Source organism: Clostridium sp. AWRP (assembly GCF_004006395.2).
Lineage (GTDB): Bacteria > Bacillota > Clostridia > Clostridiales > Clostridiaceae > Clostridium_B.
This window is the reverse complement of the sequence record NZ_CP029758.2, coordinates 429362-442446: the sequence shown is the minus strand read 5'-3', so window position 1 is coordinate 442446 and position 13085 is coordinate 429362. Positions and strand designations below refer to the sequence as shown.

The 13085-nt window shown below is 31.5% G+C and carries 14 protein-coding genes; 3 read left to right on the top strand and 11 right to left on the bottom strand.

Annotation, left to right across the window (positions count from 1 at the left end; all coding sequences use genetic code 11):
• Positions 1-174: 174 nt before the first annotated feature.
• Together DMR38_RS02035 and DMR38_RS02030 are read left to right on the top strand one after the other, a co-directional pair.
• A complete protein-coding gene (locus tag DMR38_RS02035; RefSeq protein WP_127719770.1) occupies positions 175-615 on the top strand; it encodes a cell wall hydrolase in 441 nt (146 codons plus the stop codon).
• A 26-nt stretch (positions 616-641) separates the two neighbouring features.
• A complete protein-coding gene (locus tag DMR38_RS02030; protein WP_127719769.1) occupies positions 642-1022 on the top strand; it encodes a hypothetical protein in 381 nt (126 codons plus the stop codon).
• A 71-nt stretch (positions 1023-1093) separates the two neighbouring features.
• Here DMR38_RS02030 and DMR38_RS02025 read toward each other — a convergent pair whose 3' ends face one another.
• The 11 genes from DMR38_RS02025 to DMR38_RS01975 all read right to left on the bottom strand — a co-directional run bounded on the left by DMR38_RS02025 (position 1094) and on the right by DMR38_RS01975 (position 12310).
• Positions 1094-1363: a hypothetical protein gene (locus DMR38_RS02025; RefSeq protein ID WP_127719768.1), complete on the bottom strand. Its 270-nt coding sequence runs from the start codon at positions 1361-1363 to the stop codon at positions 1094-1096.
• Between the two features lie 103 nt (positions 1364-1466).
• Positions 1467-2339, bottom strand: coding sequence for an ATP-binding protein (locus tag DMR38_RS02020; protein WP_127719767.1), 873 nt, complete (start codon positions 2337-2339; stop codon positions 1467-1469).
• 69 nt (positions 2340-2408) lie between these two features.
• A complete protein-coding gene (locus tag DMR38_RS02015) occupies positions 2409-3347 on the bottom strand; it encodes a HAMP domain-containing sensor histidine kinase (RefSeq protein WP_127719766.1) in 939 nt (312 codons plus the stop codon).
• Between the two features lie 379 nt (positions 3348-3726).
• Complete coding sequence (locus tag DMR38_RS02010; RefSeq protein ID WP_127719765.1) at positions 3727-5439, bottom strand: methyl-accepting chemotaxis protein; 1713 nt, start codon at positions 5437-5439, stop codon at positions 3727-3729.
• 500 nt (positions 5440-5939) lie between these two features.
• Complete coding sequence (locus DMR38_RS02005; RefSeq protein WP_127719764.1) at positions 5940-7322, bottom strand: amino acid permease; 1383 nt, start codon at positions 7320-7322, stop codon at positions 5940-5942.
• Positions 7323-7378: 56 nt separating this feature from the next.
• Positions 7379-8782: an amino acid permease gene (locus tag DMR38_RS02000; RefSeq protein ID WP_127719763.1), complete on the bottom strand. Its 1404-nt coding sequence runs from the start codon at positions 8780-8782 to the stop codon at positions 7379-7381.
• Positions 8783-9281: 499 nt separating this feature from the next.
• On the bottom strand, positions 9282-9833 hold the full coding sequence (locus DMR38_RS01995; protein ID WP_127719762.1) for a protein kinase: 552 nt from the start codon (positions 9831-9833) through the stop codon (positions 9282-9284).
• A 113-nt stretch (positions 9834-9946) separates the two neighbouring features.
• Positions 9947-11218, bottom strand: coding sequence for an MFS transporter (locus DMR38_RS01990; protein WP_127719761.1), 1272 nt, complete (start codon positions 11216-11218; stop codon positions 9947-9949).
• Between the two features lie 50 nt (positions 11219-11268).
• Positions 11269-11520, bottom strand: coding sequence for a hypothetical protein (locus DMR38_RS01985; RefSeq protein WP_127719760.1), 252 nt, complete (start codon positions 11518-11520; stop codon positions 11269-11271).
• Between the two features lie 12 nt (positions 11521-11532).
• Positions 11533-11922 (bottom strand): hypothetical protein, encoded by a 390-nt coding sequence (locus DMR38_RS01980; protein WP_127719759.1) that lies wholly within the window; start codon positions 11920-11922, stop codon positions 11533-11535.
• A 25-nt stretch (positions 11923-11947) separates the two neighbouring features.
• Positions 11948-12310 carry a DUF2089 domain-containing protein gene (locus DMR38_RS01975; RefSeq protein WP_013237152.1) on the bottom strand — a complete coding sequence of 121 codons (363 nt, stop codon included), beginning with the start codon at positions 12308-12310 and terminating at the stop codon, positions 11948-11950.
• 319 nt (positions 12311-12629) lie between these two features.
• Here DMR38_RS01975 and DMR38_RS01970 point away from each other — a divergent pair, with 319 nt between their 5' ends.
• The gene (locus DMR38_RS01970; protein WP_127719758.1) at positions 12630-13079 is read left to right on the top strand and encodes a MarR family transcriptional regulator; all 450 of its coding nucleotides are present in this window, start codon (positions 12630-12632) and stop codon (positions 13077-13079) included.
• Positions 13080-13085 lie beyond the last annotated feature (6 nt).

Sequence of the window (13085 nt, the reverse complement as noted above, 5' to 3'; positions counted from 1 at the left end):
CTCCTTCAATTAATTATTAACATATATAAATTAATTATATAACAATAACAGCTTTTTTTATAGACAATATAAAATTTTTTGGTAGATATATTACTATTTCTAAATACTGGTTGTAACTTTTTACTACCTTTTTAAATACACTAATATTGTAAGCAAAATATACGAGGTGAAATCATGGCATTTTCATATAGAGAGCTGCTGGCCAGGATTATAAAATGTGAGGCAGGCGGTGAAGGGGAAAATGGCATGAAAGCAGTAGCAACTACCATTATGAATAGAGTTAGAGTACCCTATGGCGAATATCAGAGACTAGGTCAAGGCGACCTTAGGAAAGTACTTTATCAGAAAGGGCAGTTTGACTGTATGCGTACTGAACTAGGGGGCGTTCCCAATCCTCAAAATATCTGGTCAGTTGTTCCTGAACAAATACACTATGACATAGCAGATTGGGCACTTGCAGGCAACCGGTTATTTACTGTAGGATACTCTCTCTGGTACTTCAATCCCTTTGCCCCATGTCCGTGGCTTTTTCCCTACACTGGCACAGGAAGTTTCCAAGTAAAAGTAGCAAAGCACTGCTTTTACAATCCAACAGAACTATATGCTAAAACTTGATTATTAATAAATATGGAGGTATTTTAATGATTTCAAATTATCCCAATTACTTTAGGACTATGCCCATGACTCCTGAACCTGAACCTGAAATGCCTGAATTTGACTCCAGTGATGAAATCCGACAAACGCCAATGCCATCTCCTCCACCAACACCATCCCCTAATCCTTTTGAAATGGCTCCAGGTTCTCCAGTACAACAAGACACGAATTATACTCAAGGTTACTTAAGAACCCAAATAGGTAAAAAAGTAAGAGTAACTTTCCTTTTGGGTACAGGAACACTCCAGGACCGTACCGGAATATTGGACAGTGTGGGAATTAGCTATATAATAATAAAAAACACAGAAACAAATACAAGAGAACTAGCAGACATATATTCTGTAAAATTTGTGACCATTTTTGACTAAATTTATTCAATGCACAGTTCACAGTTCACAATTAGTGTAAAAAATAAAGAGTTCCTTTTCATAGGATCTCTTTATTTTTCATCGTGAATTTCTTCTATTTCAAATTTATCAAATTCAAATTCATCTATAAAATTATCGGAATTAAAAGATGTCTTACTTCTCCTGTTATATTCTTCTAAATTAATAGGAAGCCAATAGGGTTTTTCAATGTCAAATTTTCTGCATAATTCTAGAATACAACTTTTCAAATTTTCCTGATAATTTTCTCCGCCCTCTAATACAACTACTTCATCTTTTACTATTTTATTTTGCTTAACTAATTTTCCCCATATTTTCAGCATTTGACACACCCTTTATCAATTCACAATTCACAATGCACGGTTCACAATTGACAACTTTTTCAATGCACAGTTCACAATTTATTAAATTTTGGTTTTTCAATTATTAACTATTTCTTTCATAAGACTCTATAAATGAATGCTTTTCTCCATCCTTTTCCCAGCCTAATATAGAATCCATATTTACATTTTCAACCGCGTGGAAAATTAATTTATCTATATCCTTATTAAAATTCTTCTTCAACTTCTTTATCATGTCCTTAATTTCATAACGCTTGTTCCCTATTCTTTTTGCTGCAACCATACAGGCGCAGTTGAGAGGCCATATGCCACTTGATTGTATGAAACGCTCAATGTAAGATTCTTCTACATAATAAAGAGGTCTTATAAGTTCTATTCCTTCATAATTTTGAGACCTTAATTTTGGCATCATGGTTTTAAAGCTTCCCGAATAAAATATATTTAAAAGAGTTGTTTCTATAACGTCATTAAAGTGATGCCCAAGTGCAAGCTTATTGCAGCCAAGTTCTTTTGCTTTAGAATACAGTGCACCTCTGCGCATTTTTGCACACATATAACAAGGATAATCCTTTGCAATATTATCTACCACATTAAATATACCGGACTCAAAAATGTGCACTGGAATGTTTAAATATTCACAATTACTGACTAAAAGTTTTTTTATATCTTCATGATATCCCGGGTCCATAGCAATAAATTCCAATTCAAAATTTACTTTCCAATGCTTTTGAAGTTCCTGAAACAATTTGGCCATAGTCAAGCTGTCTTTTCCACCAGACACTGCTACCGCAACTTTATCTCCTTCTTCTACCAGTTTAAACTCACTTATTGCCCTTACAAATTTAGACCATATATGCTTTCTATATCTTTTTGTAATACTATGTTCTATGTCTTTTAAGGGTTTTCTTTCATTAAAAGGGACTAATATATCACATCCAGTTCCCGCAATTTCATCCATACTATCACCGCCTTTTTTACCACAACAATTATAACATTTATAATTTGTAAAATAAACGTAGTATGGACATTAATTTTTAGGACATATATCCGAAAATTCTATATTGAGCTGTTCATCCACATCATCACTGTAAATTATATCATTTAATTTTTCTTCTACAACTTTAACAGGAAGCTTTACAGTAAATGTACTTCCCTGTCCTAAAATACTCTTTACGCTAACTTTGCCTCCATGCATTTCAGTAAAACATTTTACAAGATAAAGTCCTATGCCGTTTCCAATTTTCCCATTTATAGGTGATTTATCACACTGCTTGAATTTCTCAAATACAAATTTAAACTTATCCTTAGGTATTCCTACACCTGTATCTTTTACACTTATATATACATTATCGTCTTCGTCTTCAACCCCTATGCATATAGTACCTTTTTCAGGCGTAAATTTAATTGCATTTGAAAGTAAATTTAAAATAATTCTCTCTATCTTATTATAATCTAAAGCCATAATCTTCTCTTCTACATTGGTATCAAAAATCAAATTTATACCTTTGCCTTTAGCATAAGGAATTAAAGATAAAGTAATATCTTCAACAAAACTTACAATATTTCTGTTGTGCAACTCCAATTTGGCAAATCCTGAATCCAATTTACTTAAATCCTGTAAGTTATTTATAAGACGCATAAGTCTATAACAATTTTGCTTTATTATTTTAAGATACTGACTCTGTTTCTCTAAAGTTCCTCCATTTTCATATTCCGTACATAATGACATTACCTGTACTGCAGAAAAGATAACATTTAAAGGTGTCTTAAGTTCATGAAATAAGCCATATATAAACTGCAAAATTTTTTTATTGAGTTCCTGGCTTTCATTTAATTTCTCACTATTTTTTTCGGCATCATTTTTAAGTTTCTCTATTTCTCTTTCCAGACTTAGAGTATAATTCATCATAATTAAATTTTTTAGCTTATTTTCATTAATTTCATCGTCTTCATTAAAATTCTTCATAAATTTCCACCCATTTCCATATCATTAATAATTACATTTTACTACACTAACTTTGTTAAATGTATATATAAATTATATTAACAATTATTGTACTATATGAACGTTTATGAGAAACTATTCTTAATTATAGTAGAAAAAATACCATTTATGCTAATTATATCACCTATAAAATTAAAAGGAAATATCTTAAGTGGAAATTTTATGTAATCTATTAATTTTTATTTATTAATTTTACATAAAAATTAATAAATCCACAATGCACAACTCACCATTAGAAACGATTTTCTGATGTCACATAAAATCTAAGAATTTAGATTATTTAACAACAAAAATAAGTCAGTTCTACTTTTTTCTAAGTAAAACTGACTTTCTTTTACATTTAAATTTTAAATTTCTGAACTAATTCGTTTAAGTTCTGAGCTATCTCTGCTTGATTTTGTGCTGTAATAGCTATCTGATTTACAGCTTTTACATTTTCCTCAATACTCTGCTGTATTGAATTTGAACTTTCTGAAGATTTTTGTGCACTAGATGCTACACTTTGGGTTGTTTCATTTACCTGCCCTATAATAGCAGTAAGTTGCTCTGACATAGCAGCTATTTCTTCCGACATTTTACTTACAAATTCTGAATCATCATAATATTGCTTTCCCATGTCACCAAATGCTTTAAATTCTGGATTCACTTTTTCATTGATAAATGTCAATACATGCTGGCCACTTGCAGAAAGATTTTTAAATGCATCCTGTACTTTTACAATAGTCTCTTGAATTCCTGCAACTGATTCCGCAGATTGTTCTGCAAGTTCTCTTACTTCTTCTGCCACTACTGCAAAACCTTTACCATGCTCACCTGCGCTGGCTGCCTCTATAGCTGCATTAAGTGCAAGTAAATTGGTTTGATCTGCTATTCCTGCAATAGTTTCTGCCATTTCTCTTATTTCTTCTACTACTTTTCCGTCCTCAATAGCTTTTACCATGTTCTCTCTTTTTTGCTCATATAATTCCTGTGTTTTTTCTATAGCTGTTTTTCCTTTACTTTGTACAGCAACAGCATTTTTTTTGGATTCATTGGCTTTACTATTTCCATCTACAGCTTTTGCAGACAATTCATTTACACTGGAATCCACTTCTTCTACAGATGCAGTTATTTCTTCAAATGCTGCACTTGTTTCCTGTATATTACCCACCACAACTTTTACTGAATTATCCATATCTTCAGACTTTGCTGAAAGTTCTTCTGCCGTTGCAGATAATTCTTCACTAGAACTGCTCATTTCGTCAGAGCTTGCCATAATCGTTCTAATTAAGTCAGTTACATTCTTTTGTCCTTTGTTAAGTTCTAAAGCAACTTCTCCCAATTCATCTTTTCTGCCCATTTCTATAGGTGAAGAAAAATCAAATTCAGCAAATTCATTTGCAAATTTTCTAATTTTTAAAATTGGACCGTTAATATCTCTTGCAACAATAAATCCAAGTAAAACAGAACAAACTATACTTATAATCATTCCAATAACTACCATAATAAAGGAAGACTTATACTGACTTATGCTGTCTTTATAATCAGCTTGGGCCAATCCCATATTTAAATTTATATCCTTATCAAGCACTGTAAACATTTTTACTCTATAGCCTTCCGACTTAAGAAATTGTACCTTTGCAGCTTCATAATTTCCCTGCTGAGCCAAACTAATAGCATTTTTACGAGAAGTTCTCCAATCCACTAAGTATTGCTCAAATTCACCAAACAGCTGCTTATCTTCTGCAGTTACAATTGTAGATTTATAATCCGATTGAAGTTTAGCATCTTGGTTTGTAATATTATTAATTTCGCTTATTACATTTTTTAAATTATCCCTACTTGCAGGATCAATAACAATAAGCATATCTCCTCTAACTGCCATTAAATTTGCCTTTAATTCCTGAAGAATGTTTGTCCCCTTTAAATCTACATTATATATATTGTTCAAATTTTGGTTTATCTTTCCCATTTTTGAAATAGAGATCATTCCAACTATTCCTGTAAATACTGATACGATAATAAATGATGTCAGCAATTTTCTCAAAATTCTTATGTTTGAAAACCATTTCATATAATAACCCTCCCATATGTATGAATAATATTATTCACCCGATTATATTATAGTATATCGACGTTTTTTACAATAAATTTATATTAAAATAAAGGAATAGCACTACCTACCTTCCTCTATTTCATATTAATCGTAACCTTGTTAATTTTAACCATTTAACTTAAAAATAAAAGATCCTACAGTGCCTTTTTACAGCAGCCGCAGGATCTTTTATTTGTTAACTCAACTTTCAATTAATTCACAATGCACGATGCACAGTTCACAATTAAGGATGATTTTCTTCCATTAAAACTTCAGAAAATCTAAAATATAACACCATTGAAGCAAAGCTTCAATAAGCTTTAAATTTAAAATTTTTCACAGCACAGCGGAGAAAAATCTACAGAAATTATGCATCGTGAACTGTGAACTGTGAATTCATTTAGATCGCAATATTTTTATATTAAGCAAAAATTTTATATGTGCAAAAGTTGTTACTTAGTATTTAATTGACGAAAAACTTATGGTTTCTCTTTTTGAACAACGCTGTGAAATCTTCCATAAGTAAAGTACACCACTATACCTATAACAAGCCATACGCAAAATCCTATCCAGGTTATTGCACGCATAGATACCAAAAGGACCAGACAACACAATATAGTGACTATAGGTGTAAAGGGTACTCCCGGACATTTAAATCTTCTTTCAATTTCTGGCATAGCTTTTCTAAGATATATAACTCCAGCAGACACAACCATAAAGCTCAATAATGTACCTATACTTACAAATTCCATAATAATATCAAGAGGTAAGAATCCTGCTATAGCAGCAGCTATACTACCTGCTATTATTGTAGCAATGTATGGAGTTTTATGGGTTTTGTGTATCTTGCAAAAATTCTCAGGAATTAATCCATCTCTAGACATAGCCATAAACACCCTAACTTGTCCATATAAAACAGCAATCATGGTGGAGATCATTCCAAGGATAGCTCCAACTCCTACAAGAGCCGAGCCCCAGTTTATTCCGATTCTTTGGAGTGCAGCAGGCAGAGCATTTTCTGAAATTATCTCTTTATAAGGTACAATTCCCGTAAGCACTGCTGCTACTGAAACATAAAGGAAACAAACAACCATAAGACATAGTATAATTCCCCTTGATACACCTTTTTTAGGATCTTCTGCTTCTTCTGCAGATGTAGCAATTGCATCAAATCCTAAAAAAGAGAAAAATACTGTACTTGCTCCTGTAAAAACACCCTTCCAGCTATAAGGCATGAAAGGTTTATAATTAGCTATATGTATGTGTGATAATCCTAAAACTATAAAAAGAAGTATTATAAATATTTTCACACCAACAATAATATCATTTACTTTTGCACTTTCACTCATTCCATAACATAGAAGCCCTGTTAAAATTAATATTATAAGAACAGCCGGCAGATCTATTATCCCACCTTTAGATGGAGATGCACTAATTGCCTGGGGAAGTGTAATTCCCACAGATTGCAAAATGCCTCTAAAGGTTCCAGACCATCCAGATGCAACTGCACTAGCTGCAACTGAATATTCAGCAGTCAAGCACCATCCAATAATCATTGCCACAAATTCTCCAAATGCTATATAAGCATAGGAATATGTACTTCCTGCTACCGGAAACATAGTTACAAGTTCACAGTAACACAGGCCGCATAGGCAAGCCACTATACCAGCTAAAATAAATGAAAGTATAATTGCAGGGCCAGCTGCATGGGCTCCTTCTCCAGTTGCTACAAAAATTCCAACTCCAACAACAGCTCCAATTCCGAGTGCTGCTATATCTCTTGCTTTAAGATTTCTCTTTAAATCTGTTTTTTTTACACTATCCATCAATTGATCAATAGGTTTCTTTTTGAAAATATTCATAAATTTCCACATCCTTGTTGACTTAAACTGCAATGTAAATAGGTATTAAAATCTAATTATGCGCTGTGAGAACTCTCGTCCAAATTTTCGTTCTGAACAACACTATGGGTTCTTCCATAAATAAAGTAAAATACTATACCTATAGAAAGCCATACACAAAATCCTATCCAGGTTATTGCACGCATTGATGCCAAAAGTACAACACAGCACAATACAGTTATTACTGGTGTAAAAGGCACTCCCGGACATTTAAACTTTCTTTCTATATCAGGCATTGCCTTTCTCAAATAAATAACACCTATAGATACCACTGCAAAACTCAGTAATGTACCTATACTCAAAAACTCTACAATAATATCAAGAGGTAAGAGCCCAGCTATTATAGCAGCTATAACACCTGTTAGTATAGTAGAAACATACGGGGTTTTATGTACGCTGTGAATTTTTGAAAATGCTTTAGGAAGTAATCCATCTCTAGACATAACCATAAATATTCTAATCTGACCATAAAGCATAGCTATCATAGTAGAAATCATTCCAAGAATAGCTCCAACACCTACAAGTGCTGATCCCCAATTAATGCCAACCCTTGCAAGTGCAGCAGGCACAGCATTTTCTGAAACTATTTCCTTAAACGGAACCATTCCAGTAAGTACAACTGCAACGGAAATATACAATATACTAACTACTATAAGACACATTATAATTCCACGTGATACATCTTTTTTAGGGTTTCTAGCTTCCTCTGCTGCAGTTGAAATAGAATCAAATCCTATATATGAGAAGAACACCGTACTTGCCCCCGTAAAAACCCCTTTCCAGCCAAAAGGCATAAAAGGTACGTAATTAGATAGCTTTATATGAGATACTCCAAGAAAAATAAATAAGAGTATTACAAATAATTTCACAGCAACAATAATATTATTAACTTTTGCACTTTCCTGCATTCCATAGTATAAAAGAGAAGCTAATACTAGTATTATAAAAACAGCTGGTAAATCTATTATTCCACCTTTCGCTGGAGATGCACTAATTGCATGAGGCAGCGTAATCCCTGCATTTTGCAAAATCCCCCTAAAAGTTCCAGACCATCCAGATGCAACTGCACTAACTGCAACCAAATATTCAGCAGTTAAACACCATCCAATAACCATTGCCACAAATTCTCCAAATGCTATATAAGCATAGGAATATGTACTTCCTGCTACTGGAAACATGGTAGCAAGCTCACAATAACATAAGCCACAAAGACAAGCTACTATTCCACATAAGAAAAATGAAAGTATTATTCCTGGACCAGCTGCATGAGCTCCTTCACCAGTTGCTACAAAAATTCCAACTCCAACAACAGCCCCAATTCCCAAAGCCGCTATATCTGTTGCTTTAAGGTTTTTCTTCAAGCCTGTCTTTTTTACACTGTCTTTAAGTTGTTCAAGCGACTTTTTTTTAAAAATGTTCATAAAATGCCCCCTTTATTAATGTTTAAAATATCAATAAATCTTACTTAGTTGGAGGTTGTTTCTCCCACTAAGTTTAGATGAATTATCTAGGGGCGTAGCTACTGTTATCTCCCACTTTGATAGAAGTTTGAGCGTTACAGTAGGTAGCCGTCAGATAAATTTCATATATTTTTATAAAATGCATAAAAATATACCATATTGCAAAAGGGCATGCAGTTGGTGTAATTACTCAAACCTACATGCCCTTATATAATTTATACATTATTCATTATACCTTATAAAATGTTTAATTTCAATATAAAATGCATATTATTACAATAAAGTATTCATTTTTAGAACAATGCATTTCAAATAAATACATTGTTTTATTCATATTTATTAAGAATGTATGCTAAAAAATCATTTTAAACAATTCATAGTTGAAAATTGAAAGTTAAAAAAGGGACTGCTCAAAGCAATTTAAAAAATTGCTATTACAACAGTCCCTGTCTGTAACTTTCTACTTATCTTTAATATATTCTACCCATTTCAAACCTTTTCTTTCCTCTTCCAATATTTGTATAAACTTATCTAGAAGTCCCATCTTTTTAAGTTTCCTAAAAAAGGACTTAGGATAAGGTATATATTCTTCATAACTTTTTCTCGGATCTATCAACATGAGCGTACCATTTTCTTGAACAAATAGGTGTGGAAATCTAACTTCTAATTTCGTAAATCCTAATTTTTTCATATGAGTAACTAACTCTACTACTTTTAATGCAAAGGATCTGCTCAATCCATATTTTTTTATATAATCATACACATTCATTCCACCTACATATTCTCTTATCATATAATGATCTCCCAATTCATAAGCCTTGGGAAAATGGGGACTTCCTTCTACAGATTTCAATATATCAAATTCAGCTTTGCAGCTAGTTGAGCTTTTAAATATTTTAAGGACTTTTCCATTTGGCATGAGATAAACTCTGCCGCTGTGGCCTTCTCCTAAATATTTACAATCTTTTAATTCAATATCATGGAATTTAGAATGAGAATATTCTTTTTTCAAAATAACACCTCCTTTGTTTTTATGTAGCATAAAAACAAAGGGCTTCAACTACGAATTAAAAGCTTGTATACTATATAGTATTAAAAATATTTAATTCTGCTACATCATTTCCATCATGCTTTCTCAAGATTTTTTGGTGTCTCAGGTTCATAAGCTTCCGGAACTGCCTTTATCATAAAAATTGCAGTTACAATAGAAAATATTAGTACTATAGTAAGAAGTATATAATAGTAAGGAAATCTGTCTAGAACAAAACCATATATAATTGCCCCTAAAGGAATAGATCCCTGACAAACTATACCTAGTATTGCGAAAAACCTTGAGCGCATCTCATTTGGAACTATCTTTTGTAAATTTACACTCATAGGAGTATTGATTCCTGAATTGGATAACCCTATTAAAAATATTACAATACCCAAAATTACAAATAATTTCAAGTCGTGTCCTCCAAAATATTTTACTAAAACTGGATGCAAGGAAAATGCAAATATAAGAAATACACCTGCTTCAAATACAAGTGCCCTCTTTATAATTGTCTTTGTACTAAACTTATTCAAACAAGTTCCAAGAGCTATATTTCCCAAAAGTATACCTAAAGTAAAGAATGAAATTAAATACCCATACTGCTGTGAACCAAACCCAATACATTTTTTCAATACAAAGGGAAGTACTATATCTGCAAAAGGAGCTACAAGTAAATTGGCTACCATAAAAAATACGGTTAACTGCATTAAAGCCCTACTTTTTCTTATAAAACCTATTGCCTCACCATTTTCTGTAAAAAAGGATTTTACCGTTATTTTTCCTTTTTGTATATCTACGTTTTTATAAATTATGATCATAGAACATACTGCTGACATTATAAAAGACATGCCATTTATACAAAATACTACCTTCATACCAGCAAGTCCATATATTATACCCCCAAGAGCAGGTCCTATAATCATAGAAATTGCATCACTTCCTCCTCTTAAGGAAGTTGCTTTCATAAGCTCATCTTCACAAACAAGTTCTGGAAGAATTGCCGTAGATGAAGCCAAAAATATTCCATCCATAATTGAAATAAATGCCTGTAGTAAAAATAACATATAAATGCTTAAATTTTTCTCAGCAACCAAAAACGCTAAACCTAATACTAAAATTCCTCTTCCAAAGTCTGATAGTACCATAATATTTTTTCTATTTTTCCTATCTCCTAAGATACCTGCAAAAGGTAAAGTTATAACATTGGGAATAAAATTAACTGCTGAAAATATACCCATCATAATTCCAGAATGAGTTATGTCCAATATATATAGCGGTATTGCCACCTGTTGTATTCCCGTACCAATATAAGATATAAACCTTCCCAGCATATAAAATAGTAAATTTTTATTATTTTTCATTTCTATCGCCTACTTAATTAATATAATATTTGAAATATTGTGAACTTTATCTACACAATTATAGTAACCTGGCTGCCATCCCTGACTTTCACCTCAACAAGTTTTAATCCTCTGTATTCTTTTAAAATATCCATACATTTTGAAAGTTTCTTAAAATCAATTATATTTACATATCTTTTATCCTTCTCAGGAATATACTTTTGTATGAAGGAAGATCCTGCAATAGAAAGCCCAAACTTTAGAAAAACTATAGGGCAAGGTATTACAAATCTAATTTTACCTGACTTGATGTGAACTCTCATAAGTTTTCTCCTTTACTCTATGCTAACTTCCACTATGTCACCATTTGCACTTTTTACGTCTACTATCTTTCCTGAAAGTCCATTGTTTATTGCATCTGCAATAACACTCAAGTCCAAATTTTCCATACATTTTGCACTTTCTGGTATAGGAATTTTTCCTATAGTTTTAAGCATAGTCTTTACAAATCTAATAGGCAAATTCACATTTACATTATCTCCATCATGAGAAATAACTTTTATTTTAAGCATTTTATTTATAATGTCAGCATCATTTGAAACATTGCTGCAAACGTCCAGAGAAGTATTTTTATCGTTTAGTGCCTCAATAAGTTCCTGGGCTTTGTCAGAAGTAATTTTTCCTTCTTCCACCATTTTCAAAATCTTTGATATTTCCTCATTCATTTTTTATTTCTCCTTTTCAATATATTTATTCATTCAACATTTTAATAGCCTGATCTGCAGTTATTTCACCTTTATCAAGCATATCTACTACTTTCTTTTTATCAACAGTATTGGTTTTTGCCACATTATATCCAAGTGCTGTTATGACCTCATCTAGTTTTGCCCTTACAGTAGGGTAAGATATTCCAAGTTCTTTTTCCACATCCTTTATGTTTCCTCTGTTTTTTAGGAAAACTTCTATAAATTTCAGTTGGCTGTCTGTAAGATATTCAAACTTTGACATTTCAAAATCATTTTCAATTACAGTATTACATTTAGGACACTTTATCTTTGAAATTAGAAGTTTAGAAGAACAAACAGGGCATTTGCTAATAATTTTATATGTCAAATTACCACTCTCCTTTTCCATGTCTATAATATACCACCACAAATTAAATAAATCAATATTAATATTAAATATTTTAATATTAATTTATTTTCATATTAATATTATTAAGTTTTATATTTGTAAAATTAAATTATCTGCTTTTTAACTTAAAAATCAGATTATATGCACATATATTTTTACATTTAATAACATTTTAACTTTTTACAAATACCTAGAGTTAAAATTTGCTTGACATTTTTAATAGTCTAGCATATTATTAGTATGCTAACTATATGTAAATTAATTATATCTACATCATATATTTTAGGAGGCAAAAACTATGAGTTCTCTTGATAAGTCCATTGGTATGTATATAAACTCTGTTAATAGAAAAATTTTAAGATTTTTATCTTTAAATCTTAAAAAATATAATATAACAACAGAACAGTGGTCAGTATTATTGTCTTTAACAGAAGAAGACGGCGTTAACCAAAAACAGCTAGCTAAAAAGGTTGACAAAGATCAGGCAACTTTAGTTCGAATACTAGACATTCTTGAAAGGAAAAAACTAGTAATACGCAAAAAAAGTACTGAAGACAGGCGCTCATTTTTAATTTACGTTACACCTGAAGGTAAAAAATTAAAACAGGAAGTATATCCATTCATTGAACACTTATTTACAAACATTACAAATGAAATTTCAAAAGATCAATTAGATTTATTTATAGACACTCTAAATAAATTTGAAAAAAACATATCTGTAGAAGAGAAGAAAATTAGCAAAAAATAATAAGCT